This is a genomic window from Ruegeria sp. C5 (assembly GCF_056537605.1).
In genome coordinates, this window is record NZ_JBQFRX010000009.1 from 1 (window position 1) to 25,869 (window position 25,869).

The 25,869-nt window shown below is 52.1% G+C and carries 24 protein-coding genes and 1 pseudogene; 14 read left to right on the forward strand and 11 right to left on the reverse strand.

Features of this window, described 5'->3' with window-relative positions; genetic code table 11:
- A partial coding sequence (locus ACR0AW_RS19705; protein ID WP_480439524.1) for a zinc-binding alcohol dehydrogenase family protein occupies nucleotides 1-903 on the reverse strand: 903 nt, incomplete at its 3' end.
- Between the two features lie 26 nt (nucleotides 904-929).
- Nucleotides 930-1,220 (reverse strand): putative quinol monooxygenase, encoded by a 291-nt coding sequence (locus ACR0AW_RS19710; RefSeq protein WP_170336714.1) that lies wholly within the window; start codon nucleotides 1,218-1,220, stop codon nucleotides 930-932.
- A gap of 104 nt (nucleotides 1,221-1,324) precedes the next feature.
- Here ACR0AW_RS19710 and ACR0AW_RS19715 point away from each other — a divergent pair, with 104 nt between their 5' ends.
- Nucleotides 1,325-2,212, forward strand: coding sequence for a LysR family transcriptional regulator (locus ACR0AW_RS19715; protein ID WP_170734253.1), 888 nt, complete (start codon nucleotides 1,325-1,327; stop codon nucleotides 2,210-2,212).
- Nucleotides 2,213-2,244: 32 nt separating this feature from the next.
- Here the strand turns inward: ACR0AW_RS19715 and ACR0AW_RS19720 are convergent, their stop codons facing one another.
- The 3 genes and pseudogenes from ACR0AW_RS19720 to ACR0AW_RS19730 form a co-directional block, all read right to left on the reverse strand.
- On the reverse strand, nucleotides 2,245-3,321 hold the full coding sequence (locus ACR0AW_RS19720) for a haloalkane dehalogenase (protein WP_480439522.1): 1,077 nt from the start codon (nucleotides 3,319-3,321) through the stop codon (nucleotides 2,245-2,247).
- An 85-nt stretch (nucleotides 3,322-3,406) separates the two neighbouring features.
- Complete coding sequence (locus tag ACR0AW_RS19725) at nucleotides 3,407-5,296, reverse strand: SLC13 family permease (protein ID WP_480439520.1); 1,890 nt, start codon at nucleotides 5,294-5,296, stop codon at nucleotides 3,407-3,409.
- Nucleotides 5,297-5,566: 270 nt separating this feature from the next.
- Nucleotides 5,567-5,716, reverse strand: a pseudogene (locus tag ACR0AW_RS19730) (transposase); the annotation flags it as partial.
- A 392-nt stretch (nucleotides 5,717-6,108) separates the two neighbouring features.
- On the opposite strand from ACR0AW_RS19730, the gene ACR0AW_RS19735 reads away from it, so the two are divergent.
- A complete protein-coding gene (locus tag ACR0AW_RS19735; RefSeq protein ID WP_170734108.1) occupies nucleotides 6,109-7,344 on the forward strand; it encodes an adenylate/guanylate cyclase domain-containing protein in 1,236 nt (411 codons plus the stop codon).
- Nucleotides 7,345-7,433: 89 nt separating this feature from the next.
- On the opposite strand, the gene ACR0AW_RS19740 is transcribed toward ACR0AW_RS19735, so the two are convergent.
- Together ACR0AW_RS19740 and ACR0AW_RS19745 are read right to left on the reverse strand one after the other, a co-directional pair.
- Nucleotides 7,434-8,273 (reverse strand): SDR family NAD(P)-dependent oxidoreductase, encoded by an 840-nt coding sequence (locus ACR0AW_RS19740; RefSeq protein WP_170734109.1) that lies wholly within the window; start codon nucleotides 8,271-8,273, stop codon nucleotides 7,434-7,436.
- 67 nt (nucleotides 8,274-8,340) lie between these two features.
- A complete protein-coding gene (locus ACR0AW_RS19745) occupies nucleotides 8,341-9,225 on the reverse strand; it encodes an SDR family oxidoreductase (protein WP_170734110.1) in 885 nt (294 codons plus the stop codon).
- Nucleotides 9,226-9,320: 95 nt separating this feature from the next.
- Between ACR0AW_RS19745 and ACR0AW_RS19750 the strand changes: the two genes are divergently transcribed.
- Nucleotides 9,321-10,241 (forward strand): LysR family transcriptional regulator, encoded by a 921-nt coding sequence (locus ACR0AW_RS19750; protein ID WP_170734111.1) that lies wholly within the window; start codon nucleotides 9,321-9,323, stop codon nucleotides 10,239-10,241.
- A 558-nt stretch (nucleotides 10,242-10,799) separates the two neighbouring features.
- Here ACR0AW_RS19750 and ACR0AW_RS19755 read toward each other — a convergent pair.
- The 3 genes from ACR0AW_RS19755 to ACR0AW_RS19765 all read right to left on the reverse strand — a co-directional run bounded on the left by ACR0AW_RS19755 (nucleotide 10,800) and on the right by ACR0AW_RS19765 (nucleotide 12,679).
- Nucleotides 10,800-11,336, reverse strand: a complete 537-nt coding sequence (locus ACR0AW_RS19755; protein ID WP_170734112.1) for a hypothetical protein — start codon at nucleotides 11,334-11,336, stop codon at nucleotides 10,800-10,802.
- On the reverse strand, nucleotides 11,320-12,090 hold the full coding sequence (locus ACR0AW_RS19760; protein WP_170734113.1) for a hypothetical protein: 771 nt from the start codon (nucleotides 12,088-12,090) through the stop codon (nucleotides 11,320-11,322). Before ACR0AW_RS19760 ends, ACR0AW_RS19755 begins: the two co-directional genes overlap by 17 nt.
- 73 nt (nucleotides 12,091-12,163) lie before the next feature.
- Complete coding sequence (locus ACR0AW_RS19765) at nucleotides 12,164-12,679, reverse strand: DUF805 domain-containing protein (RefSeq protein WP_170734114.1); 516 nt, start codon at nucleotides 12,677-12,679, stop codon at nucleotides 12,164-12,166.
- 560 nt (nucleotides 12,680-13,239) lie between these two features.
- Between ACR0AW_RS19765 and ACR0AW_RS19770 the strand changes: the two genes are divergently transcribed.
- The 6 genes from ACR0AW_RS19770 (at nucleotide 13,240) to ACR0AW_RS19795 (ending at nucleotide 18,595) form a co-directional block, all read left to right on the forward strand.
- Nucleotides 13,240-13,539, forward strand: a complete 300-nt coding sequence (locus ACR0AW_RS19770) for a hypothetical protein (RefSeq protein WP_170734115.1) — start codon at nucleotides 13,240-13,242, stop codon at nucleotides 13,537-13,539.
- A 243-nt stretch (nucleotides 13,540-13,782) separates the two neighbouring features.
- Nucleotides 13,783-14,202 carry a hypothetical protein gene (locus tag ACR0AW_RS19775; RefSeq protein ID WP_170389732.1) on the forward strand — a complete coding sequence of 140 codons (420 nt, stop codon included), beginning with the start codon at nucleotides 13,783-13,785 and terminating at the stop codon, nucleotides 14,200-14,202.
- Between the two features lie 55 nt (nucleotides 14,203-14,257).
- Nucleotides 14,258-14,872: a hypothetical protein gene (locus ACR0AW_RS19780; protein WP_170734116.1), complete on the forward strand. Its 615-nt coding sequence runs from the start codon at nucleotides 14,258-14,260 to the stop codon at nucleotides 14,870-14,872.
- 400 nt (nucleotides 14,873-15,272) lie between these two features.
- Entirely contained in the window at nucleotides 15,273-15,446 is a 174-nt protein-coding gene (locus ACR0AW_RS19785) for a hypothetical protein (RefSeq protein WP_170389728.1), read from the forward strand.
- 784 nt (nucleotides 15,447-16,230) lie between these two features.
- Nucleotides 16,231-17,664, forward strand: coding sequence for a hypothetical protein (locus tag ACR0AW_RS19790; protein WP_170734117.1), 1,434 nt, complete (start codon nucleotides 16,231-16,233; stop codon nucleotides 17,662-17,664).
- Nucleotides 17,665-17,683: 19 nt separating this feature from the next.
- Nucleotides 17,684-18,595 carry a metallophosphoesterase gene (locus tag ACR0AW_RS19795; protein ID WP_170734118.1) on the forward strand — a complete coding sequence of 304 codons (912 nt, stop codon included), beginning with the start codon at nucleotides 17,684-17,686 and terminating at the stop codon, nucleotides 18,593-18,595.
- Here the strand turns inward: ACR0AW_RS19795 and ACR0AW_RS19800 are convergent, their stop codons facing one another.
- Nucleotides 18,596-19,321, reverse strand: coding sequence for a DUF4956 domain-containing protein (locus ACR0AW_RS19800; RefSeq protein ID WP_170776372.1), 726 nt, complete (start codon nucleotides 19,319-19,321; stop codon nucleotides 18,596-18,598).
- Nucleotides 19,322-19,536: 215 nt separating this feature from the next.
- Between ACR0AW_RS19800 and ACR0AW_RS19805 the strand changes: the two genes are divergently transcribed.
- From ACR0AW_RS19805 to ACR0AW_RS19825, 5 genes are all read left to right on the forward strand, one after another.
- Nucleotides 19,537-20,469: an SdiA-regulated domain-containing protein gene (locus ACR0AW_RS19805; protein WP_170734120.1), complete on the forward strand. Its 933-nt coding sequence runs from the start codon at nucleotides 19,537-19,539 to the stop codon at nucleotides 20,467-20,469.
- 219 nt (nucleotides 20,470-20,688) lie between these two features.
- Nucleotides 20,689-22,233 (forward strand): ShlB/FhaC/HecB family hemolysin secretion/activation protein, encoded by a 1,545-nt coding sequence (locus ACR0AW_RS19810; protein ID WP_170734121.1) that lies wholly within the window; start codon nucleotides 20,689-20,691, stop codon nucleotides 22,231-22,233.
- A 1,455-nt stretch (nucleotides 22,234-23,688) separates the two neighbouring features.
- On the forward strand, nucleotides 23,689-24,078 hold the full coding sequence (locus ACR0AW_RS19815; RefSeq protein WP_170734122.1) for a DUF4345 domain-containing protein: 390 nt from the start codon (nucleotides 23,689-23,691) through the stop codon (nucleotides 24,076-24,078).
- A 1-nt stretch (nucleotide 24,079) separates the two neighbouring features.
- Nucleotides 24,080-24,937: a DUF302 domain-containing protein gene (locus tag ACR0AW_RS19820; RefSeq protein WP_170734123.1), complete on the forward strand. Its 858-nt coding sequence runs from the start codon at nucleotides 24,080-24,082 to the stop codon at nucleotides 24,935-24,937.
- Nucleotides 24,938-25,213: 276 nt separating this feature from the next.
- Nucleotides 25,214-25,834, forward strand: a complete 621-nt coding sequence (locus tag ACR0AW_RS19825) for a cysteine hydrolase family protein (RefSeq protein ID WP_170734124.1) — start codon at nucleotides 25,214-25,216, stop codon at nucleotides 25,832-25,834.
- Nucleotides 25,835-25,869 lie beyond the last annotated feature (35 nt).

Here is a 25,869-nt window from a genome sequence, read left to right on the forward strand (position 1 = left end):
TCTGATCTTTCCATTGTCTATCAAACCGCCGACCTGATTCAGGATTTCGCTTTGACGGTTCATATCTTCAGTCCCAAAAAGCGACCGAGTGTACATGAACTCCCAATGCAATGAGATCGATTTGGGTTTGAACGGCGCGATGTCGAAGGTTTCAGGATCATCGATCAACCCAAAGCGACCTTGAGGTGTCATCACCTCTCCAGCTTGGGAAGCATACAGCTGGGACTGGTTTGTTGAATAGATGAAATCCACGCTTTCGATACCTAGCGCCTCGAGTTGTGAGCCAAAAGGTTCCGCATGATTGATGACATGGTGTGCCCCAAGCTCTCGAACCCAGTCTTGTGTCTCGGGTCGGGACGCCGTCGCTATCACTGTCAATTCAGTGAGAGCCCGCGCCAATTGAATCGTGATTGACCCGACACCACCTGCGCCACCAATAACCAGCAACGTATTGGTTCCGCCGTAAACGGCATCTTGCACTCGCAAGCGGTCGAAAAGCATCTCAAAGGCAGTAAGCGTCGTTAGCGGCATCGCCGCAGCTGCCTTTGCAGGTATCGATTTTGGCGCAGCTCCGACAATACGTCCATCTACCAGATGAAACTCGGCATTGGTTCCCGGCCGGTTTATTGCCCCGGCGTACCAAACAGTATCTCCCGGATTGAAAGTCTCAACCGTTTCGCCAACTGCTTCGACGATCCCTACTGCGTCCCACCCCAGAATATCAGGTGCTGGACCTACAGGAGCACGTTTTTGCCGAATTTTCGTATCGACTGGGTTCACTGACACGGCCTGCACCTTCACCAACAAGTCGTGCCCTTTCGGCGTCGGTTTATCGGCCTCGAAGTCGATTAAGGCGTCCGCCCGATCAATCGACCCTGTCTTAAGGTATCCCACGGCTTTCATAACGTGCTCCTTTGTCCGGTTCTTTATCAACCGATGACTGTCATCTCATTTAGCGTGAATTCTGCAACGGCGCCTTCTGTTGCTTCCAGGTAAGCCGCAAGGTGCTGAGCACCCATGTGGGTTTGCCAAAGCTCTCGGCTTTCCCAATTTTCGTAGAACACGAAATGAGCCGGGTTGTCGTTGTCCTGGTGCAGGTCATAGTTGATGCAACCCTCTTCGGCTCGGGTTATGTCGATGAGCTTGATGAGCTCGGCCTTTACGAGGTCAATTTTGTCAGGGTTGGCTTTGATGTTGGCGACGATTGTCAGCTTGGCCATTGGAATAGGTCCCATGTGTTCTTGAGCGATGCGCAAGATTTACGCCGCAGTTCTTTCGGGATAAACAGGGCAAGATCGAACATATAATCCGGAAATTCCGTTTAATGCTTTTAGACAATCTTCGCTTGTTTCTGACCATAGCCGAGAAAGGCAGTCTTGTGGCCGCAGCGCGTGAGACAGGGTTGTCGAGTACGACAGTGTCCGAACGGCTCGCGGCTCTGGAGGTACATTACGGCGTGGTTTTGTTCAACCGCACCACCCGTTCTATCAGCTTGACCGAAGAAGGCCGGACACTCGCTAATGGAGCAAGAAACGTTCTCAGTGAGGTTGCGGACCTGGACACACTTGTTCGGCACGGCGCCGAAACTCTGTCTGGTCCAATTCGCATAAGCGCGCCCATTGACTTGGGACGGAGCTTTGTTTCCGAGGTTATTGCCGAATTCACCGAAAAGAACCCTGCCGTCTCAATCGAACTGTCCCTCTCGGACGGTTATGTCGACCTCGTAGGCCAGGGTTTCGACCTCGCCGTTCGCTTCGGCAACATTACGGACAGCTCACTCAGGTTGAGAAATCTGGGAAGCTACCAACGTTTCGTTTGTGCGTCCCCAAGTTACCTGGCCTCATTCGGAACGCCTAAAAAACCAGAAGATCTATTAAACCACAACTGCTTGGTGATGAGGTTTGGCGACATGATCGACAACGTTTGGGAGTTTGGATCAGGACCAAATGCCCAGCGCGTATCGGTAAAGGGAAATCGAATTGTCAATGATGGTTCACTCATCCGCGATTGGGCGATTGCAGGCCATGGGGTCGTCTTGAAGTCCGAACTGGATGTGGGCGACGATGTTCGATCTGGCAGACTTGTTTCTGTCTTGCGCGACTTCCTCCCACCGCCGAAACCTTTGCAAATGATGTTTCCACCGAGCCGGGCCCAACCACGTCGCATAACAGCCTTAGCTGAGCATCTGCGTCGCAAATTTGGTGTGAGTTGAGGCCGCAGGGGAAGACACTAATCTGATAGCCGCTATGTCTGCTCAATGAATTTCAAAGTCGCATGTGCTAGCTCTGTGCCGGCATCTTCTTGAATGAAATGCCCGGCTTTTGGCACAACTGTATGATTTTGACCAACTGCCCCAGGGATCGACTTTTGGAACAGTTTGTCTACTCCAGCCATGACCCTGTCATCTTCTCCAAAAACAGTCAGAAACGGAGTGTTGAGGGTCTTGAAGGTTTTCCATGCGGCTCGGTTGGCTTCTGAAGCTGGATTGTCGGGCGAGTCGGGCACCAACACTGGAAACTCTCGAGCGCCTGCCAGATAGCGCGCATCTGGGAACGGTGCGTTGTATGCTGCGACTTCTTCATCGGAAATCTTGGATGATGTGCCGCCGAATACAATGCGTCCCGAATTAAATTCAGGCACGGACTGCGAGTATTCCCGCCAAGAAAGAAATGCCTCACTCAAGGGTGCGTCACCGGTGGGCAAGGCCGTGTTTGCCACAACTACGCGCGAGAACCGCTCGGGCATACTTGCAACCAACCGCAAGCCTATTAGACCACCCCAGTCCTGGCAAACCAACGTGATGCCCGTCAGGTCAACTTTCCGCAACCACTCGGACATCCAGTCTACATGGCGTTGGTAGGTGTAATCGGATCGCTCTGTTGGTTTATCCGACCGTCCAAACCCAATCAAATCAGGAGCCAGAACTCGATGGCCCGCGTCCTTGAATAACTGAATCATGCGCCGGTAAAGGAAGCACCAGGTTGGCTCTCCATGCATCAACAATACTGGTGATGCATGGGCCGGTCCCTCGTCCAAATAATGCAGTCGGAGAAGACCGCCTTCGGCATCATCCACATCAAGATAATTCGGGCCGAATGCGAAATCTGGCAACCCGTCAAACCGATGGTCAGGTGTTCGAAGGAACTTCATTGTGAACTCTCCAATATGCCGACGGTATTGGCCAAGCAACAGTGATCGATAAAACAGAAACGGTCCAGTACCAGCGTATATCGACGTCAGGTTTGCATTTTTGTTCGCCGCCCTTCTTCTCTTGCTCGCAGCGAAGGTCCATTTGTATAGATCTCGGATTTGCCGCTCCAACAAAAGGATTGGTCTCAAAGACCTCATCTTGCCAGTTCTTCTGAGCTGAACCAGATTTCATCAATGCGGATCGCCAAGAAGCGCATCAGAAGAAGAGCGCAAGTCCGGTCATTGAGACAACCAAGAAAAGTAGAGTCATGATTCCACCTGAGCGAACGAAATCGACCACCCGGTAGCCTGCCGGGCCCATGATCAACGCGTTCACTTGGTGTGTTGGGATCAAAAATGAGTTGGACGTTGATATTGCCACCGTGAGAGCAAACACAGCCGGATTGCCACCCGCGGATACGGCAATAGAAACTGCTAGTGGCACCAGCAGGACAGTTGCGCCTACATTGGACATGACCAGCGTGAACGCCGTTGCCAAAACGGCAATCCCTGCTTGCAAAGACCAGATCGGCCACCCCTTCAGAAGGGTCAACACATGCGCTGCAATCCAATCCGCAGTGCCGGTGTTCTGAACGGCCTGACCTAGCGGGATCAGTGAAGCGAGTAGAAAAACAGTACTCCAACTTATCGACTCGTAGGCTTCGTCAATCGAGAGCACCCGGCTCATCACCATCCCAATAGCGCCGATCAACAGGCATAATGACAAGCGCAGATCGGAAAACAGAATTAAGCTCAACGCTATTAGGAAGAAAGCAAGCGCCCAGCCGACCTTGTGTGGCCGTAGCTCTTCTTGGGGAAAGTCTGAAGTTACGACAACAAAATCCCTGTCCGACTTCAGTCGTGTCAGACGGTCCCACTGCACGTGAACCACACACGTATCACCGACCTGCAAAGGGACTTGCCCGATATGCGTTGCTGAATGATCTTCGGTTTCAACATGGCTCAGTGTTTCTTCGCCGCGCTGAATGGCCAGCAGAGACAAACCATGTGTCTGACGGAGGCGCAGATCAATCGGAGTTTGGCCGATCACTGAAGAACCGGGTGGAATAACAACTTCTGCCACCCCAGACTGCGTCGCGGCAAAATCATCCGCAAAGACATCTAGTTGGGGTAGGATCTCCAAGCCGTAAGGCTCAGCGAACTGTTGCTCAACCACCCGACGCAGGCCAAGTACTGCAAGCCGCGCCGGGGCTTCGATCTTGGTATCTGCCATCGGCGCGATGACCTTGTGGCCGCGATAAGATGTGCCAAGAATGTACATGTTATGGGCGACCATTAGATCTGCGAGCGTTTGCCCGATGATGATCGAACCTTCAGGAACACGTATCTCGAACATATCAGCCCTTAGCCCATAGGTGTTTTCGACATAGGTCTGCATGGACCGGGCTGAGCTTGCGTCTTCTCCACGATCGCGCCGTGCAGGGAGAACCCAACGACCAAAGAGCACAAAGTAAAGCACCCCAGTCAGCACTAGCATCACACCGATAGGCGTGACTGAAAACAGCCCAAATGTCTCCATTTGCTGGTCAGAAGGAAGGGATGAGTTTGCCGAAACAATCAGGTCATTCAACAGGATGAGGGGGGACGACCCGACTAGTGTGATGGTACCACCCAGTATCGCGCAAAACCCCATGGGCATCAGCAACCTACTCATTGGGATTTCCGTACGTGCTGAGATGCGGCTCACAACAGGTAGAAAAAGCGCAGCAGCTCCCACGTTCTGCATGAAAGAGCTGATCACACCAACCGTAGTTGAAATAATCGGGATTATCCGAGCCTCTGTCGTGCCTCCATACTTGAGGATCAGGGCCGCAACCTTTGACATGAGCCCCGTCTTATCAAGCCCCGCCCCGATTATCATAACTGCGATGATAGACATCACAGCGTTCGAGGAAAACCCTTCAAAGAGCTTGGATACATCTGCAAGATTACCTAGCCCCGGGAGATAGCTCAGTGCACCAAGCAGAACCATAACAAGAATTGCTGCAACATCGATCCGTATGATTTCGGTAACAAAAAGTAAGACCGTAAAAGACAATAGACTCAGCACGGCTATCATTTCGTACGTTAGTGTTGGTAATTCCATATCTTACTCCCAAACTAACGTTACCTGACTACCAGCAAATACGAAGGACCAACTCTGCGCGGCAGATAAGGCCAATAGACATCGGGCCTGCTTACGCCGCTGTTTTCTCGGACGAGATATCTGCTGAAACCTGGATTCTGCCAACCCAAAGAGAGGTAGATGACAAATTCATAAGCCTATCTAAGCATCACAATGCGAAATGAACTTTCACACTTTCTAAAATACACACAAATGGATTTTCCGTATCGTTATCAATCATATTCAGTCAATTTTACTTGCCAAGTAGGGAACGCTCTGCGCGATGCCCTCACGACGGCACAGCTCTGCAATGCTGTCCTCGCCTTTTAGGCCGTCCAGCACGATCCTAATCTTCTCTTCTGCGGAATACTGTTTGCGGGTCGCACGGCGAATGTCCTTTATGACCTTCTAACCGTGGCTCTGCTTGGTTCCGGGTTTCTTTCTCATCTCCACTCCTTGGCGGTTACGATGAGCCAGAAACCCTCTCTTATCAAATCGATCTAAACTGTCCCATGGGCGCTGACGTCAGACAGACGGCGATGGCGTATCAGAAGATTGCTATGTTCTAGCTTCCTTGGCTGATCACCAGCTTTGCAATCACGAGCATTAACCCGAAAGCAGACTTTGGCGTTGACGTAGCGAATTGGAGCTTTGTCCGTTTGTCGGGATTTGCAAAGTTCAGTTTGGAATGTTCGCTTCGGGCTGCGAGCGCAGTGGGAGAATTGAATTTGATGTGTGCCTGAAGTGAATTAGACTGAAAACTAACTGTTCAGATAGCTCATTAAGAGGACATCATGGCAGCTCCATTAGTCCAAAACTGGGAACTGACCGCCGCCGTTAAGGACATAGCCGATTGGCTGGTTCAACAGGGCTTGGAGAATGCGCCTGTGGAGCTCTGGCTTGAAGCATTCTGCAACCGTCTTGTTTCGGCAGGAATTCCACTTCAAAGAGCAAACATCACTGTTCGCGCTCATCATCCCGAGATTGGAACCGTCGCTTTTCGCTGGCACAGGGATGGCGGCAACGAGCGAGAGAACTTTGTCCGAAGAACGGATGCGCCTGAGGAATACGTACTAAGCCCGATTTACTATCTTTTGGCAAACAACGTTGAAGAGATCAGGCAAGATCTGACAGTCGAAGAACCCGCGCTCAACTTTCCGATCTTCGACGAACTTCGCGAGCGCGGTGCCACAGACTACTTCGCTGTCAAACGGTTCTTCCTTCTTCCAAATAATGCTACACCTGTCGATCCAATACAGGCCAAGGAAGGTGCCATTATTTCATTGGCAACCGACGCGAGCGGGGGTTTCACAAGCCAGCAACTTGACGGTTTGCGTCAACTGATATCTCCACTTTGCCTGACGCTGAAATGTGGGGCAAACAGGCTGATGGCTGAAGACATAACCGCCGCGTACTTGGGAAAAGACGCCAGCAGGCGGGTTCTTTCCGGGGACATCACCCGAGGTTCATCCGAAACGATTTCAGCGGTGATTTGGTACTTTGATCTACAAGGATTTACCAAATTGTCAGAGGCGCTTCCGGGACATTCAATAATAGAATTGCTAAACGATTACTTTGCGGAAGCTGTTGACGTTGTTGAACGTCATGGCGGCAATGTTCTGAAGTTCATGGGAGATGGAATGCTTGCCATCTTCGATATCAATCAAGTTCCGGATGCGCGCCGCGTTGCAATTCACGCAGCAGCGGAGTTGCGAGATACCTTTGACGAACTCAACCAACGACGGCAAGCGGACGGTTTACCAACGACCGGCTTCACTCTTGCGCTGCACGCCGGCGATGTTCTTTATGGAAACATTGGCGGCAGAACCCGCTTGGACTTCACAGTGGTCGGCCCGGCAGTCAACACATCGTCGCGCATTCTTGGCATGTGCAGCGCACTAGATCAGAACATTATCGTCTCCAACAAGGTGGCCGGCGACTTGGTGAACTCCATTCCAAGTCTTGTTTCCCTGGGGCAATACAGATTGCGCGGTGTTGCTGAAAGGCAGGAGCTGTTCACGATAGACTAAACGCGAATTGAAAGGCACCGCCTAACCCGTAGGGCCGCCGGACGGTCTTCAATCATTAACTCGTCCTGAGTGGTGGGCTGTTACGATGATCAGTCAGCCTTCGCCATAAACGCCTCGAAAGCCTCCTTATAGTCTGGATGCCATCGGCTTAGTGGGGGGCGATTTTCGATGACGTCTCCCACGCTCCAGGCAATGCGTTTCTCATCGACATCACGTGAGACATCATTGTCGGGGCAGAGGATGTAAAAGTCCCCGCGGTTCACGCTGTCGACAAAGAAGTCGACCGTCTGCTCTGCGGTCCAAGCGGAGGCAGGTTTTTCAGGCAGGGAGATCATACCAGTATAAACAAAGCCAGGCACAAGGAGATGCGCTGTGATCTGATGGCCGGGACCGTTTCTCAGCTCATGTGATAGCGCCTCGGTGAATGCTTTCAGAGCTGCCTTTGAGACGTTGTAAGCCGGGTTGCCCGGAGGTGTGGTGATACCTTGCTTGGACCCTGTATTGATTATTGCACCTGGCCTGTTTCGCGCGATCATATTTGGCGCGAATACCTGAGTGCCATGGATCGGACCCCAAAGGTTTACGCCCAGCATCTTATCCCAAGCCGTGGCGTCCCCAATGGTCGATGATTTGCCGCCGACACCAGCGTTGTTCATTAAGATGTCTGCCCCGCCGTAGCGGTCTGCTACCATCCGTTCCAACGCCTCTAACTGCGCGCGATCACTGACATCTGTCTCAGACGTCATCACATCGGCCGCACCGGCGGCGGATACCATGTTTGCCGCGGCAGCCAGTTTCTCGGTGTCTTGATCAACAATAACAATGCGCATGCCCATCTGAGCGAACTTCGCTGCGGCGGCGAGGCCAATGCCTGAAGCACCCCCGGTGATCACGGCCACAGAGTCTGAGGTAAATGCGGGGTGTGTCATCGGCTAGGCTCCTCCTATTCCCGTGTTGGATCGACAGGCCCGGAAAACCCCAGACCTGCCGTTGCTTTTAGGCCGCGTTGGCAACATTAGTTTTAAGCTTCATCATACCTTCCATACCGTAGGCGGTGAAGAGCACCTCGGTTGCCTTTTCCGCTTGCACGTTCATCGGAATGACAGGGTCTGCCATACCGCTCTTGTCCACTTCATTGCGAAACTGCCGCTGCCCAGGCGCAGTATGGATCACCTCGAGCACCGCGTCCGACACGATCTGCGGAACCTGTAGCGGGTTGTTGGCTAGGGATTCCCCCATGCGTTGCAGCATGGCCTCGGGCGCTCCGGCAAATTCGCCATAGCTTGCATCCCGGTCGCGCGAAGACGGCTGAATGAGGTTGGTGAAGAAGTTCGTGGGGAAGCCGCCGGGCTCGATGACAGCGACATCGACACCAAACTGGCTCAACTCCCAGCGGTAGTTTTCGCTGAGTGCCTCCACGGCCCATTTCGCCGCGTTGTAAGGGCCAAGGAAGGGCACTGTCACGCGGCCAAGAAGGCTAGTGACGTTCAAGATCAGCCCAGATTGCCGTGCCCGCATTTTGGGTAGGACGGCGCGGATCATCCTCTGAACACCAAAGACATTGACGTCAAAGACGCGCTGAAAATCGTCGCCAGAAAAATTCTCTTGCAGACCGTGTGCACCAGCCCCGGCGTTGTTGACCAATACATCGATCTGACCGAGAGCACCCTCTGCCGCGGCCACGCCCGCTTCAACAGAAGCATCGTCTGTCACATCGATATCGACAACCTCAACGCCGAGATTGCGCAAGGTCTGCGCGGCCTCTTTGTTGCGTCCTCCAGGATCGCGCACAGAGCCGGCAACGCGATGCCCGGCCTTGACCAAATCCGCCACCATCAGATTTCCAAATCCGCTGCTGGCACCTGTAACGAGTATGTTCATGTCTTTTCTCCTGCATGTGGCCCTTCAACGGGGCCCGTGATGGTTCGAAGTTAAAGATTGCCAATTCAAAGCAACAGAGGTATCAAATTGAACTGATGGTTGCGGATATTAGAACGATTGGCATACCTGCCTTGGTCAGCTTCCACACCGTCGCGCGGCTCGGTGGGATCAGCGTTGCAGCCGATCAACTCAACATGGCGAAATCGGGTGTGTCCCGGCACATATCGCGGTTGGAAGACCATTTTGGTGTGAAGTTGGTCGAGCGGAGCGGAAGGTCCGTCAAGCTCACCCCGACAGGCGTCCGACTGAGCCAGCGTATCCAGTCCATTTTGGCTGACATTGATTTGCTTGGTGACATCGCCCGTGAAGAACGGGGGGACGTCTCGGGTCAGGTAAACTTCGCCGCAACAGCGGAATTCGGCTCGGTGATTGCTTCAGTAATTCTTCCGGCCGTCCAAGAGCGCTTTCCAGATCTCTCGTTGGTCATGCGTCCGGCTTATGATTTCGAGGATATGCAGGATCCCAATACGGATTTGGCATTCCGGATCGGAACTTTCGAAGATGACAGACTGGTCGCGAAGCAGCTTGGCAGCTTTCGTTGCTGGCTCGTCGCGTCACCCGAGCTTGCAGCCCAGACAGCGATCAACACACTAGACGACCTGAAGGACCAACCCTGTCTCACCTTCAGAGGTGATGTTGCCAACACTACCTGGACCTTCTTTTCCCCAGACGATGTCTCAACCATCAAGGTAAGCGGACCCTTTGCCACACGGAGTTTTTCTGTCTTACTTGATCTTGCCATGGCGGGGCAGGGATATGCGTTTCTGCCTGAGTTCATGTTGGGTGAGGCCTTGCGAGAAGGACGGCTTGTCCGCTGCTTGCCCAATCACGTCTCGCGCCCATATTCAGTTTATCTGACGTTCCGTCCTGGCTCGCGGCGCATCGCACGAGTGGACGCAGTCGCCTCCCTTGCAGAGGAACTTGTCCCGAAACTCCTTTCTTGCAGTTCGATATAGGATCTTTACTACAAACGTGCACAAACGCCGGGCGGTCTTCTTTGCAAGAGCCTCTAACGAAGATGAACACCGGGCTCCAAGATCAGGCAATTTAGCTTGTAAGCTGCCATTGGATTGAGCGGATTGAATAGGCGCTTAGTCGCGTTTCTCTGGACTTGTAAAGTCTAGTTTCGAATGTCCGGTTTGGGCTGGAAGCAGCAGTCCTCAAGCTTGACGGGGGCCACGACCATAGCATTGGGCCAACCAAAATTTGCACTGTGCGAAATTAGCTTTGAATTCGAAAATCAGTGGGTGGCTATTGCGCCCAAGGCTTTGGGCCAAAGATGCAAATCTTTAGGCGAAATGCAAAACTTTGGGCGCCCCTAAACCCGCTGTAGGTGCGCTCATAACGCTGCATTCCCAACATTGATTTCATTGAAGAAAATCTTGGAAGATTGCCCATAACTCTGCGCGGTATTTGCGCATAACTTTGCACGATTTGCCCATAAGTTTGCGTGCCACAGAGAACCCATCGAACAAACCAGCTCCTATGGCTTATCTGCAATTCTCAAATGCAACTTATTCCCAATCGCCAGCAGACGAGCGCCACGTCTTAGCGTCCGCATCCCAAACACTGGCGGTGACGCAAGGCGTTGGGTTTATTCCGTCGCAATTGGATCCATGAATATCCGCAACAACAACGCGTTGACGCCCAAAATCAACAACCGTCCAGCCCTGGTTGAGCAAGGATTGAACCTCCTCTTCAATCAAGAAGTGCGACATGCATCCGCCAGTTCCGCAGTAAAGAGATGCGGCGCTCGAACACGCAAAACCAGACTCATTCAAAACCCAGTCGCGTTGTAGATCTCCGTCGAGATCGACCCTTTCAACCGCGCCCCAATCTAAGTCAAACTGACCGTTGTTGAACTCCGCGCATGCCTGCGCCGCCAGATCAACCTTTGCTCGCAAACCGGTTGGAAGTTGCGAAACGTCAGCCGCGACAACTGGTGAGGTCCAAACCAGGCCCGAACCAAGCAGGATCGCAGATACCAAACGTTTCAAGTAGCTTGCCAATTGGGAAGCCGGTTGGAAGGTGGCTTCAATTGCATTGTTCATACCTGTAGTCCCCGTATTCCAGCCAGTTTGCCGAGCCTTCGTTAAAAATCAGAAATTCAGACCTGTCTTCACCAAGAAGGGCGACGACAAATCCGGCCGGTGGCTCAGAGTTTCCGAAGTAGCTGTAGGCTGTCATGGCTCTGATCGACTCGCCGTTAACCGCTACTCGCGCGTCCCACTCCCCCTCTGGATTGTCCAAAATTACGGGTTCGATCACGCGTTTTTTCGCTCCGCCACCACAATAGACGATGCCTTCGGGCGCTTCGTAGGAGGTCTCTTGGCTAACTTCTGAATCGCACGCAGAACGAAGGGACCGAATTGCTGCGCTGGAACCTTTCAAGTCAAAGATTCCGTAGCTGACATCTTGATCAATCATAGACAGATTAACGGATGCATTGGCCGCAAGCTGGTCCAGTACGAAACCATAATCCTGCTGGCTATTGAAACTAACCTCGACAGGATAATTGTCGACGATCTGCACGTCAGCGTTTTCGGCACCAACTTGAAATACTCCAACTTCGGTGGTGCCGTTCTTCAAGAAACGAATGGAAAGCCCCTGCTTGTCCGCAATGTCCTGGCTGTCCTCGAATCCAGCCGGAGCAAAGCGAATACGGTCACACTGAAGTTCCAGCGTCATGTTTCCTGTCTGAATAAACGCATTGGGGTTGGGCCCGGAGCTGAACGACCACTCCGCTGATGCTGTGGTCGCCACTGCCATCAGTAGCATTCCAATGGAAATGGTTTTGCAGCTCATTTTTTCTCTCCATTGAGTTACGGTTCGCACTGTCGTTCAGCAGAAGTTCCAGCCAATTGCCCGGACAGCCAGATCAGGAAACAGGTTCGCCGTATTCGTTTGCGCCTTCTTGGGAAGGTCGTGTCAGCCACCAGATCATCAGAATGGACAGAACCAATTGAAGGATTGAGACAACAACGATACCGGTCACACCCAGGACGGCCGCAGGTCCTCGCAATGCATCGGGATTTTCGGTCCCTTGCTCCAATACTGAAAAGAACGCTACCCCACCCAGCATAACAAAAAGCGTTGTAATGCTGAGCGCCATCGGCAGCAGCAAATACCAGCCAGGTCGTCCAGTATCATGCAGCCTCCGCCAACCGGCGGCCAGCATAGGTATGAGAACGGCCAGTTGGAAAACAGAGGACAGAACCCGAGATCCCTGCCCCGTTTCAGGGTTGGTCCCGAATATGATCGTATCCAGCACAGCTAAACCAGCACTCACGAGAACCACAAACAAGAAGAACCACCAGTATTCTGAGCGAATAGCCCGACCGGAGAACTGGAAGTATTTCGAGAAACACGTCTTAACGGCTTCACCAAATCCCATCTTTCAATCCCTTCATTGTTTTTGTGCGGCCTCAAATCGCTTCGCCGCTCAGGGGAACACACTCGTAGCTCCCACTTACTTTTTTGTTTGAACGCAGAGGCATATCGTACGAGAGCGTAGAGAAATTTACGCGCGGAAAAAATATTGATTTATTAAAAATTAGATTCAAACATGCGAATTCGACACAACTTTATTTTACCTCCGTTGTTGTCGTTGCTGCTCGCTGTGCCGAGCCCTTTCGACTGCTGGAGTGAGTGCTAGCGGTCGGAAGGCATTTTACAATGATTGAGCGCTGGGAGGACGCGATGCTCAGACTTAAGGTACTCGCTCTCTTTCCAGAGTTTGCTCTAGCATTTGCTAGCGACTTCATTCGGCCTTCACACGTTAATGTCGGCGCCGATAGTCAACGAAATATCGTCCCGCCGACCAAGCCCACCGCGGCAAGTTTTGGGAAAGGTAGTCACGGGATCAAGGTATGTTCAATTGGCTGCACAGACGCGAGAGCTTCAAACAAGCGCATCCAATTTCACTAATTTCAAGGGAACCAGAGGGAGAAGAAGATGACCAACAAGATGGTGATGATTGCGGGCGCGACATGTTTCGCACTGCTTGCTGCCTGCGACGATACGAGTACATCAAACGCGTCCGCCGAACTCACGCCGGCTCAGCAGGCGTGTTTGCGAGATGTAGCCAACACGACGAACAATTCGCAAGTCGTGGTGCTCTCATCCGCGTTTAGCGAGGCGGGAACACAGGTTACTGTAGGCGTAGGCGAGGATCGTGCTCCTTGGAATTGCATTGCTTACAGTGATGGCGCAACAGCTGGAATCGAGTTCCTGGGCGACGAAGGCGCATTGTGACCTGTCTGCTGCGTAGCTGAAATCGGCTGCGCAGCACTGACTTGGTCTTCTGAGGCTCGACTTGGTTTGTAGAACCACCATCATCGTATTCTCGGTCCTGTACCTGTTGGCGTTGGTTGCATTCTTGACGGGCACATTTGGCTGGTTGGGACAGGAACGAGACCCTTTGTCCGGAGCGTTCCTACTGCCGTTGGGACTACCTTGGATACTTATAGCGGACTTAGTTTCGGAGTCCGCCAAGCCATGGTTCGCGGCGATTGCACCGGTGCTCAACATTTTGGCGCTGGTTTTCATTTGCAGGTGGGCTCGCAGTTTACACCAGAAATGAAGGCGGACCTCTGTCTCACCAAAAGGGAGGAAAACATGGGAAAAGTGATCTTGGGAATTGTGATCGGGCTCATCCTTGGCGTGGTTGGGGCTATGACCTTGGGTGGCGGGGCCGCGGTGGGTGTCGGTGTTGCGACAGGCTTGTCCGCCGGTGTCTGCACCACATTGAAAGGAGCACAAGCCGAGAACCTTATCACCGCCGAGCAAGCGGATCAGATCCTCAATCGCGTAAATTCCGAGATGGCATCTCTGCAAGGAATTGAAACGACAGGCGAGATCGTCGGCAGCGCACAGGCATGCGATGAGTTTCTGTCAAAGTTACGAGAAGCTAAATGAGGTTCCGCTTTGTACGGAACAAAACAGTAAGGACAAGCCAACAGGGAACCATCTGATGAAACTCGTTTTACTCAAGCTCCTCACACCCATGTTCGCAATCGCGAGCACAGCTGCTTTTGCAATGTCAGAAGCCGACGACGCTTGTATCGACCATTTGCGGCAGGTTGGTGGACCAGACGGTCAATCCGGAACGATTGAAAGCTCTCAGTTCTCGGAAGCTGGTACGCTCGTCATGCTGCGTGATGCAGGTGGAACACTTTGGCGATGCATTGCGTACAAGGATGGAAGCATTGGAGAGATGTCGGTTGTCGAGGCGATGGATGATGGCGGTGGAGCCATGGCAGGTTCCGCAGGTTCTACTGGTAGCCAGCGTGTCAAATTTGATCCTGGTTCCACTGGCGCAGAACTCGTTGGTGAACTCGCGCCCGGAGCGTCGCAGCAATATGTTCTTGGTGCGAAAAACGAACAGTTTCTTTACGTCCGCGTTGCTCCGCGAAATGGCTCCTTGGACTACGTTATTCGCAACCCCGATGGTTCTGAACTGTTGGGATTGATGTCGGCGGACAAGGAGTATCGAGGGCAGCTTTGGCAATCTGGTGATCATGTTGTGGAGGTTATCAATCGCAGCAACTCTTCCGTCGACTACAACGTAATTTTCGGAATTGAATAGGTGATCAACCAGAAACCCGGAAATGTATTCCCAAAGAATCTAGGAAAAACAGATGAAACCCAAGTTCCTATTTGTGATCGGCACGGCGTGTACTGCTGCGCTTGCAGCATGCGACGAGAGTGACGGATCGGTGGATGCAAGTGCACCAACTGTAGGCAGCGCTAGCGATCTTTCGTCATTTGAAGGGGCAAGAGCGGGCCAAGCTGAAATGGGCATCCAAAGTCTCGGATTTGAACTCATCCGAAGCGAAGGTCTGACCTCGTACTGGTTTAACAAGGATACTGGTGCATGTGCTCGGATCACGACATCCGAGGGAAGGTACTCAGATGTAGCTATGCTGCCATCAAGTGACTGCTGACAAAACTCCATCAATCCCAAATCTGAAAGAAGGAGCTCTAACTTGCAATTCGACCTGGCACATGCAGCGGTCATCATTGCCGCTCTAGTAATCACAAACCTGGCATTAAAATCGGCTGGCGTGATCAACGAAGACAACAAGCACCAATGGAACTGGAAAGTTGTTCTAGCCTACTTCGTAGTCGTCGTTATCATCAATCTGGTGTGGCCCATCTAAAGTTTCACAGCGGAAAGCTAACTGCCCACTTGATATGGTTGTCGTGAACTAGCCTTTCCGAGAGACTATTAGGTCGCAATAGTTTGAGCATCAAAGGTTTAAGAATAGAAAGGAGTTGGCATGCGGTTTTTGGCGTCCCTCATATTCATTGGTGTTCTCGCAACCGCTGCGAATTCTGACGTGACCAGTCGAAATGGCGGTCCAAGTAACAGTCAAATGCTCTCAAAGGGTGGTGATGGAGGCGTTGATGGTGTCGCTTTCTTTCGTCCAGTCTTAAGCGGAGTGTTGTATCGATCCGGTTTCAAGGGCGGCGACAAGGATCGAACAGGCCTAAGTGACGGTCAACGCGAAACTCTGTGCAGTGAAGGGTTTTCAACCGGGTTTTATGCCGACTTCGGCAAAAACACTGAATACGGTCGCACCAGTTGCGGAGACGGATCCTTTGTCTATCAAAGCGCCAGATCCTCCCGACCCGGTGCTGTCATGGCGTCCATACACGAGGTGATTGAAAACCCTGGAAAAGGCCCTGTCTTGGTGCACTGCATGTGGGGCGTTCATTCCTCAGGTGCATTGTCGGCGATGGCGCTCGTTCAGTTTTGTGGTTGGTCGGAAGAAAAGGCCAAGGAATATTGGAATGATGCCCGAAACGGGGCGCCTTGTTCAGGCGGATGCAACCAGTGGATTGACTCAAAATTCTCCAACTTCAGCGTCGACCCAAAGTTGAAGATCTCCACCGAACAACAGGCAGCGATTTGCCCCAAATGATATTGGGAGGACTATCCAAATGAAGTTCAATCTTCTGGGGTCACTTGCTTTCATTGCACCCACCGTCTTGTGGGCGAACGACGATGTTCTAGGTGAAGCCACGACATTTGATAGTCCCAACGGCGTTACTGAACGCTGTATTCGGATCAACAAAGTTCCAACGGGCGCGTATAAGAAAAGCGATCTTGAGGAAGAAACGGCCTATTGCGAGATCGATTTCTATGCCTCCGAAATTGCTATTTGTCCAAAAACCTGGAGCACCAGCCCAGGAATGGCTGTCTACGATATTTCGGAAGGACCCTACACGGGGAACCGTTCTGAATTCGAGAGAAACGCTTGCAAAGAGGGGAAGGCGGCAAAAGATCTGGCTAAGGACAGGGTGGCTAAATTCAAGTCCACCATGAACCAAAAAGGCACCAGTGGAACGTTTTCAACCTCGTCGCTGCTTTACTATCATTTCTCCAGATATTTCGACGCGACTGTAAAAGTTCCAGTCGCAGTTTGGCGTAGCATGGACGCCCAGGCGCATTTTTCCGAGGTCGCCGAGCCCGGCCTTGCGATTTCTGGTGGCTCTCATGGCGGGCGCATGAACCACGAAGGCTGGCGGGTCTTCGCAGCTGCGGATGCTGACCCGAACTCATACCAGCCAACCGACGATCTGTTCACCGCAGATCGAACGCAAATATACGGTGTGCTGCTTGATAGCCCTGGGCATCGATACGGCTCGGAAATCAACGGCACCCGTAAATCTGGTTGGGGGAAAGGTCAGAACCGCGATTTTCAGGAAACTCCTGCTTTCTTGGCTTTGCGTTCTTCAAAACCCTTGCCAGAGGCCATTGTAGAGGGCGTCGGAGAAGGTCGAAGAGACCGGATGATCAACAAGGATCTCGGTCCCGATGTCAGCGACCAACAGATGGCATTTTGGATGCAAGAACTTACCGAGATTGTACTCCTCGATTTCATCTTTAGCCAGCAGGACCGCGTAGGAAACATAGACTTCACACCCTATTGGTATTGGGTCGAAGACGGAAAGCTGAAGCATAAGAAAGCCAAGCACCATGAGCCAAACGATGGAGACGTTCCCGACGACGCATTATTGATCCGTCGCAGCAATCTAAACGACAACGATGCTGGTGGGCGTGTCGAATACGCCAACTTCGCGAAATCTACTCAAATGCTGGAGAAAATTCGCCACTTCTCTCCAAGCACGTATCGGCGCTTGGTTGCATTGAATAGTGACCTTCAATCCCAAGGCCCAGTCTATGACTGGCTATCGCAAAGCTTTGGGTTGTCAGACAGTCAGATTGCACAAGTTGTCAAAAATACTGCGCTGGCAACGTCCATTCTTCAGAGCAATTGTTCAAATGGCGATTTGATGTTCGACTTGGATCTTGTCGCATTCTTTTTGAGAAACGGCACCGAGTTAGAGGCTGTGGACTGTTATGTACCGTAGGTGTTCTGCTCTTATTGCGGTGTTCATTTGGACCGCTCTGCTCGCCTGCAAAGCGGCGGCATTGGATGTCATCGTCATATCGGATCTGAATGGAAGCTATGGTTCGGTAAGATACGATGCCCGCGTCGACAAGGCGATTGAGCGCATAATCGAGATTGATCCAGATCTGGTTATTTCGACCGGAGATATGGTTGCGGGACAGCGCATTCCCAACTTGTCCGACAAACAGGTCAGGGAGATGTGGAATGCGTTTCACGAGGCCGTATCAGATCCATTAGAGGCTGCCGGCATTCCATTTGCGGTCACACCTGGAAACCATGATGCCTCCGCCTACCGAGGGTTCGAGCGTGAAAGGAAAATATACGCAGAGGAATGGACGCCGAGAAAACCAGGCGTCGACTTCCTGGTTTCAGATGACTACCCGTTCTTCTACGCATTTGAGATGCAGGGCATTACGTTTGCGTCTTTGGATGCAACGACCCTAGGACCCCTATCCGGTGACCAGCAGGACCGGTTACAGGAATTGGGTGCAGACGGAGACCCGATTGTCACTTTCAGTCACCTCCCACTTTGGCCGTTCGCGATCCAGCGCGAACGCGAAATCATCGGTGACCCAACACTTGAAAAAATCTATCTGGAAAGCGGTGTTGTTCTGCATCTGTCAGGCCACCATCATGCCTTCTACCCCGGTTGGAAAGACGGTGTGGCTTATGTCTCTCAAGCTTGTTTGGGAGGTGGTCCGCGGCGGCTTATTGGCGATAGCGCCAGATCACCTCACAGCTTCACTCATGTTACGTTCCAGCCGAACGGAGAGTTTGGGATAGCCGTATATCGAGGCCCTGACTTCGAAAGGTCGGTAAACTTCAAGTCGCTCCCGAAAGAGATCAGATCCCCGAATGCGGTGTTGAAACGCTTAGACCTTGTGAAATGACTAGAGGTTGAGTTTCAGTTCGACTTTTTCAGGGACCAGATCATTTATCATCTCTTCGATCCGGGCTTCCGTCAGTCCACCCGAGGTGATGAAAAGCAATGAAACGCGAGATTTTCCGGGAACGTGGTGTTTTCTGACCAGCTTCCAGCCGGCGTCTGCGGCCATGGCTTCAATGGCACCGCTGACTTTCAATGAGTGCTCTTCATCTGAAGCTTTGAGCGAAACTTCCACGCCCTTGTTTCGCCCTCCCAGCCAAATGAAGCACCAACACACAATCGCCACCAAAGTGGCCATCAACGGCAAGCCCAAACCGACTGCAAGACCAAGAACCGTTACGATTATCATTTCGACTGTATCGACAGGATCATCCAGATTGGAGCGGAACCTGAGCAACGCGCCGATACCAAAGATAACAAAACCAATCATTGACCCGTGCTGGACTACCAGGAACCCAACCGCCATGCCGATAAGCGCATAAAGGAAGAAAAGCCTTGGCATAATTATGTCGCCGACGCTTCTACGAGCTTTACGTCTCACCGGATGATAGACGATCAAGCCAGCCAGAATGATCGTGACGATCACATCGAGAGTAAAGAAATACAGTTCTTGTTTGCCACGAAACTGCGTCCACCGGCGTTCGATAACGATTTCCGACCCCGAAGCCCCGGCCAGCATCGTCGCAGGGTCGACTTGTGACACCGCAGCACCTGGCAACAGCAGCATCAACAACACGGTCACAAATGTGAGGGTCGTATTCAACTTGTCTTCCTTCCTGCTCACGCCAAAGGCTTACGCTTAACCAAAGGCACATCGTGCCCTATTCAATTCAATCGCAACAGGCGGGATCAGGTAAAGAGATTACAGTGCATTCTTCGGACATCGTATCCGGACTGTGATACGAACGCTGATACAGGGATGTGGTCCAAGCGCGAGAGAATCCAATGACAGAAAACAGAGTGTTTTCGTCAAAAGCTGAAATTTCACGGTGTTTCTGCAAACTTAGACGACTCGCTTTTACGGCCAGCTTGGTTGCGGCAGCCTTCTTGCCTTGGACCGATTTTGCCTACGCCGAAAGTGCTGGTTTGGTTCTGGTCGATAAATTCAAGGTGGCAGACAAATCAGAGGGATTTTCAGAGCCTTCCGGTTTGGCAATGTCTAACGCTGAAGGCTTCTTGTGGTCTGTAAGTGATGCCGAACCTAAACTGCACCTACTCGGAGTCGACGGGGTATTAGGAAACTCTTTCAAGTTGCCAGCATTGGCAGGATCAGATTTGGAGGGTGTTGCACCTCGAAAGGATGGGTCTGTTTTGGTGCTTCAAGAAACTGACCGATCAATCCTAGTCGTTCACCCAACTGACCCCATTCAACTGACGACAATACCTCTCGCATCTCTTAAAGGTTACCCGACCGCCGCTGCATTACTCGTCGGCAACCCATTGAACAAGGGACCCGAAGGCATCGCCGTTGACCCGGAATCCGGGCGGGTCTTCGTTGGCATTGAGGGACAACCAAGGTTGTTAATGGTGTTATCGCCAGAGCTAGACGAAATTTTTGAGATCATTCCTTTAGCCCGCGATGCAGGTTTTATCTCCGAGCGTGTAGATGATGATGAACTGGATTTGAGTGGCCTGGCATGGTCCCGGTCCTCGCGTTCTCTTTGGATTGTGAGTGACAAAAGCCGTCAGATCTTCGTCTACAATCCAGAGTCCAAGTCCGTAAAGTCTATCAGTTTGACGTTCACAGAAGATGGAAAACAAAAAGAAGTTAAACATCCCGAAGGGATCGCGCTCGATGAGACCAGAGGGCTTCTCTATATCCTGACAGACGATGCCAAGAAATCGCGGCTTTATGTTTTTGAGCAACCGGAATTGTGAGGACTGTCCTACTAGTTCTCTACTCTAACTTGTTGAAAAGCCGGGTTGTGTAATTGAGCGCCGTCGTATGTGCCGCGTATTTAGAAAATCTGCGTTCTGTTCACTGTGTTTCTTAAAAACATCACCCATCAATACATTCGAGTAGCGTCAGGTTCACACATGCGAACCACATAATAACATTGGACTTCAACAGGCTCAGTCACTTTAAGGTTGTCAAAAATGCGCGTATTCAGCTCAGTTGTTTTTGCGATCATTTGCACTCTTGTGGCCACTGCATCAGTTCCAAGAAGTAGCATTGCCCAAACCTGGGACATCGCGTCCCAGCACTCGGTCAGCGGCGTAACGGTGTATGATGCGGATGAGCTGTTAACTTTTGCCGGTCAATTGGCCTTCAATCGGTCAGGGCGCATTACAGCGGTGGAGGTCGCATCAACGATCACTCAGATCTACCGAGAAGATGGTTACTTCTTGGCTGAGGCCTGGCCCGGTCCCGATGGGCAAAGCATAATTGTTGATGAAGGGCGCATTCAAACCATCGAAATTGAAGGCGTAGATACTCGCACGTTTCAAACACTAGAGAAGATTTTTCAGCCCCTCACCACAGCATATCCAATAACTCTCAAACGATTTGAGCGGGCGGTTATGCTAGCCGAGGACATACCCGATTTGGACGTGTCGACCGAACTTGATTACCCGGATCAGGCTGGTGCTCGGCTGAGAGTATTGGGAGAACCTCTGCGCAAACAAGCCGGTAGTGCGACACTAGACAACCCTCCGCGTGAGCTTGGGGAAGCGCTCAGTTTCTATGTCGTACAAGAGTTTTACTCAACGCTGACCGTTGGGGATTTGCTGCGATTTGAGGGTTCAGGCAACTACAATTGGGACAAAGACGATGAGCATTCTTTGTGGGGAGCTGTTACCTATCGCACGCCGCTGAACAGCAATGGTCTGTACGGTGAGGTCTTCTACGGGAACATAAACGCAAAACGTGACCTCTCAGGGAATTTTGCGAGAACAGAAATTGACGGCGAGAACTTCACCGTTGCGATGGGTTACCCCGTGATACGAGATGTAGCCCGATATGGATACTTTCTGCTGGATTATCGCCTTTCAAAAGCGGATTCCGTCAGTGGCGGCGTTCCTTTATCCAGTGACGCAAGTGTCGTTGGCCTTACATATCTTTACGGGCAAAACTATTCAAAAGGACAAGCTCTGGAAGCGGGATTAACCTTATCTTTCGGCGATAATGACAATGAAACGACAGACGCGAGTTTTGACGACGGAGACTCCTCGTTCTGGCATCTACGAGGCGGCGTCGGATACGAAAGCCCTCTAACGGGCTTGTCGCCCAACACAGCTTGGCGCACCGAGATTTGGGGACAGTACACAACAGACCGGCTGCCCTCTGTAGAGGAGTACTTCCTTGGTGATCGCTATGCTTTGCGCGGATATCGTTTTGACGAAGTGGATGGTGATTCCGGGATTTCCGCGATTTTCGAAGTGTCTCATTCCTACTTCCCCAGTTCCCAGAGCATACATCGCTTAACACCCTTTGCCTTTTTCGACGTGGGTTACATCTCGAACAATGACCCTGCGAGTTTTGAAGTTGACAATGCTACACTGGCATCGACAGGTCTCGGGTTGGACATTGAGTTTAAGCAAAATCTATTCCTGTCCGGATATGTCGGTGTCCCTTTGAGAGACGGCCCTTTGACCGACTCTGGCGATCCTGGCGCGTATCTTGCTCTGACAACAAGTTGGTGAGGATGTTATGAAACTGAACCGAATTGCTGTACTTACCGCAACTTGTCTAATTGCAGAACTGGCCGCTACTCAGGTCTTTGCCCGCGGAAATCACTACGGGTGGTGCCGAGGCGTAGGGAACCCACACCAGTCGAGCCAAGGATGCGGGCAGGCTGGTGGGCAAGGGGCAGGTAATCAAGTTACTGGCCCAACTCAGCCGGTGGCAAATCAGTTGCCGCCTAAGGGAACGCAGCAAACGCCCACGTCCGTTACTGTTCCAGTCCTTGCGCCGGGCGCGGTCCCGAACGCAGTTCCCGGTCAGGTTCCTATTGCGACACCAATAGCGGTTCCTGGTCAGGTTCCCACGCCGGTAGTGGCGCCGACCCTAACTCCGCCTCTGGCACCAAACGCGACACCAAACCGGGTTCCGACAGCTGTTCCAAATCAGGTTCCGCCATTGGCTACTGGTCCCACCGCGGTGCCCCCGCAAGTTCCGACTGCAACTCCCAATCAAGTTCCGGTCGCTACCCCTGGCCAGGTTCCGCCTCAACCCACCGGCCCAACAGCGGTGCCGCCACTTGTGCCCACCGCAACACCAAACCAAATACCAGTCGCAGTTCCTGGTCAGGTCCCACCTCAACCCACTGGACAAACTGCTGTGCCACCGCTCGTCCCGACTGCAACACCAAACCAGATTCCGGTCGCAGTGCCCGGCCGTGTTCCGCAACCCAGCGGTACTACGGCGACACCACCGCTTGTCCCAACCGCAACCCCCAATCAGGTTCCCACGGCGGTTCCTGGCCAGGTTCCACAGTTGACACCAAAACCGACGGCAACTCACGTGGCCGTCCCAGGACATCCGAAACCTCAAGGCGTCGTGACAATCATGCGCCCCAAGCCGAGGCCGACAACCGGTACTGTCCAGCAACCTGACACAACACAAGTGACCCACCATGTAACCCACCAAAGTAATGCGAAGAAACACGATCACGTCGCAGCAACACCTGGACGACATGACCCGCACGACCTACCGAGATTCCGCGACGCGGCAGCCAAGGAAGACTGGGAATGCGTAGCCAGCGGATTTGGACAGCGCCGGTATGATGCTGGGCGAGGCGTGTTGCTGAACAACGGAGCGTTGCGGCACCTCGGAAACGTGGACGCAATGGCACGGGATGTACCTGCTCGGCATCCAAAACACTCTGGCTGCATTATTTCGGTCAAACGAAAGCAGCAGTAGCGCCAGGCACATCTTGAAGCCTTAGAGGAATTCTTCCGAGTGGGAAGCTGGTTTCCAACCAAGGTTAAGTTGACGAATAGACATCAACCGAAGGTGTCATCTCTCAGAAGGTTGATGAGGCATACAATATGCCTTTCTGAGTGCTGTTTGGGCATCCGGCTCGAATCATCGGATGCCCCAAAAAACCGACTAGGAATTTCGCAAAAAAGCGAAACCTCTACGAGCAGGAGTCCTCCATGAGTGCTAGATTAGTCCTTCTGCTTGCTGCCGTCGGCCTCGTGCCAATTGCGTTTTCATATGGCCTGATGCCCGGCAGTTCGATCCCAGTTTTGCTGGGATTTCCGGTGGAAGGGACGAACCAAACCCACGTGTTCCGAGCGATTATGGGTCTTTACCTGGCAAACGCGTTGTTTTGGTTGGCGGCCGCTTCGAAACCAGAATTACAACGCCCCGCGCTGTGGGTTCTATTTTTGTTTATGTCGGGACTGGCCGTTGGACGCATACTAAGCATTCTTATCGATGGAGTTCCGAACGGGATACTTCTCTTTTACCTTGCGGCCGAGATAGCTTTTGCGGCTCTGGCGGCGGTTTCCCTGAAAAAAGTACGAAAAAAAAGGAAGTGGTAAAATGGTGAGGTTTGGCTTTATTTTCTCGATGATTGCAACTTTATCAGTTTCGACATCCGCTTTTGCACAATCTTCATCTGTCCAGACCGCGGTGGACGAAAACTTCTTAGCGCTTGAGACTGCCGTTGCCGAAGCGGGAGCTACTCCAATCGCATCGATAGATCACGCGCGCTTGGCCAAAGCTGAAGGCGTAGAAATGCCAGCATCACGTGTACTCATTTTCTCTGATCCAAAGATAAACACGCCCATTCTGGAAGAGAACGTACGAGCAGGTTTGGACCTTCCTCTTCGCGTTCTGTCCTTCGATCAGGATGATCGCCCCCAGATTGCCTATACAGACTCTCAGTTTCTCAAAGTGCGGCATGGTCTGAATGACACCCAAGCGTTAAATGCATTTGAGAGCAAGCTGCTCGAAGTTCTGAACGGCTTGGATGCAGCACCAGCGCCAACCAGCGGATTATTTGCCGACTATGGGGTCATCGAACTGCGATCTCAGCTCAGCGTACCAGAGGCAGTCGAACGTCTCAGGACAGCCGTGATGGGGCAGGACGATACTGTCTGGTTTGGGGAAATCGATTTTGCGACCGAAGCTTCCCAACTGGGGGTGGCGCTGCCGGATACGGTTCTCTTGCTGTTCGGCGGACCCGCACCTGGTGGCGTGGCAATGGCGGGCTTTCCGGCAATTGGTTTGGATGCCTTTTGCCAAAAACTACTGGTTTATGCGAATGAAGAAGGCGGCTCCGTAGTCATTTTCAATGACATCGCTGCATTGGCGGAATTGCACTACGGTTCTTCAGCCGAACCTCATTACGGTTTGAACAAACGGCTTACCTCAACATTTCGCACTGCAATTGAGTAGCCGCTGGTTGGAAGTCACAATTTTTCTGAATTGCTATATTCCGTATTTAGCTTCCCATTCTGGGCTGGGTACAGACCATCGCTACACTTAACCCCTAACGGCAATTTGCGGGCAATGTTGCCCTGGGCGCGAGTATACAGTTTTCATTCCAAAACAACGCAGCACGGCCTTGACCATACTCAGTTGCACATTTAGTCAAAATTGATCTGCCCGCTGGGACGGCCCGGCCAAGCAAGGGCGTTTTTTCAGGACGACCTGGCAAATTAGAGGTCGAACATGACAACTGAAACCAAACAAGCCAGGAAACTGATCGAGGGTAGACCTGCCCTGATCGTAATCGACATTCAAAAGAGCACGTTTATTGATGACAGCGAAGTACGCTCCATCGATAACATGCCGGGCTACAAAGAGCGCATGATCGCTGCGCGTGATTTGGTTGATGCCGCACATGATTACGATGTGCCAGTCATTTTCATCCAAGAAGTCCATCGTCCCGATAGGATAGACTTCGGCCGTGAACTGGATGGTGACGAAGACATACATTGTCTCGAAGGTGATCCAAGAACGGAAGTTGCAAAAGATGAGATGGGATATCGTAAAGGTGACTACATCGTACCGAAGCGACGGTATTCTGCATTTTTTGGAACCGATTTCGAAATCCTGCTGCGCGGTTTAAAAGTAGACACACTTTTATTGTGCGGCGGTTTGACGGATGTTTGTGTGCACTACACATTCGTCGATGGCCACCAATCAGACTACTTCTGCCGCGTTGTAGAGGACTGCGTTGGAGGGTCATCTGTCCAAGCCCATGAAGCTGCTCTCAAAGCTATGGAGTATCTACAAACCGGCGCTGTTCAGAGCCGAGAAGCAGTGATCAACGCGATCACCTCGCTTTAAATTGCAATCGAACTGTTAGTAGCAGTTGGGGCGCA

Excerpts from the sequence above, each read along its gene's own strand:
- ACR0AW_RS19710 (WP_170336714.1), bottom strand. The coding sequence starts at position 1,220 with ATGGCCAAGCTGACAATCGTCGCCAACATCAAAGCCAACCCTGACAAA.
- ACR0AW_RS19715 (WP_170734253.1), top strand. The coding sequence starts at position 1,325 with ATGCTTTTAGACAATCTTCGCTTGTTTCTGACCATAGCCGAGAAAGGC.
- ACR0AW_RS19725 (WP_480439520.1), bottom strand. The coding sequence starts at position 5,296 with ATGGAATTACCAACACTAACGTACGAAATGATAGCCGTGCTGAGTCTA.
- ACR0AW_RS19735 (WP_170734108.1), top strand. The coding sequence starts at position 6,109 with ATGGCAGCTCCATTAGTCCAAAACTGGGAACTGACCGCCGCCGTTAAG.
- ACR0AW_RS19740 (WP_170734109.1), bottom strand. The coding sequence starts at position 8,273 with ATGACACACCCCGCATTTACCTCAGACTCTGTGGCCGTGATCACCGGG.
- ACR0AW_RS19745 (WP_170734110.1), bottom strand. The coding sequence starts at position 9,225 with ATGAACATACTCGTTACAGGTGCCAGCAGCGGATTTGGAAATCTGATG.
- ACR0AW_RS19750 (WP_170734111.1), top strand. The coding sequence starts at position 9,321 with ATGGTTGCGGATATTAGAACGATTGGCATACCTGCCTTGGTCAGCTTC.
- ACR0AW_RS19755 (WP_170734112.1), bottom strand. The coding sequence starts at position 11,336 with ATGAACAATGCAATTGAAGCCACCTTCCAACCGGCTTCCCAATTGGCA.
- ACR0AW_RS19760 (WP_170734113.1), bottom strand. The coding sequence starts at position 12,090 with ATGAGCTGCAAAACCATTTCCATTGGAATGCTACTGATGGCAGTGGCG.
- ACR0AW_RS19765 (WP_170734114.1), bottom strand. The coding sequence starts at position 12,679 with ATGGGATTTGGTGAAGCCGTTAAGACGTGTTTCTCGAAATACTTCCAG.
- ACR0AW_RS19770 (WP_170734115.1), top strand. The coding sequence starts at position 13,240 with ATGACCAACAAGATGGTGATGATTGCGGGCGCGACATGTTTCGCACTG.
- ACR0AW_RS19775 (WP_170389732.1), top strand. The coding sequence starts at position 13,783 with ATGGTTCGCGGCGATTGCACCGGTGCTCAACATTTTGGCGCTGGTTTT.
- ACR0AW_RS19780 (WP_170734116.1), top strand. The coding sequence starts at position 14,258 with ATGAAACTCGTTTTACTCAAGCTCCTCACACCCATGTTCGCAATCGCG.
- ACR0AW_RS19790 (WP_170734117.1), top strand. The coding sequence starts at position 16,231 with ATGAAGTTCAATCTTCTGGGGTCACTTGCTTTCATTGCACCCACCGTC.
- ACR0AW_RS19805 (WP_170734120.1), top strand. The coding sequence starts at position 19,537 with ATGACAGAAAACAGAGTGTTTTCGTCAAAAGCTGAAATTTCACGGTGT.
- ACR0AW_RS19810 (WP_170734121.1), top strand. The coding sequence starts at position 20,689 with ATGCGCGTATTCAGCTCAGTTGTTTTTGCGATCATTTGCACTCTTGTG.
- ACR0AW_RS19815 (WP_170734122.1), top strand. The coding sequence starts at position 23,689 with ATGAGTGCTAGATTAGTCCTTCTGCTTGCTGCCGTCGGCCTCGTGCCA.
- ACR0AW_RS19820 (WP_170734123.1), top strand. The coding sequence starts at position 24,080 with ATGGTGAGGTTTGGCTTTATTTTCTCGATGATTGCAACTTTATCAGTT.
- ACR0AW_RS19825 (WP_170734124.1), top strand. The coding sequence starts at position 25,214 with ATGACAACTGAAACCAAACAAGCCAGGAAACTGATCGAGGGTAGACCT.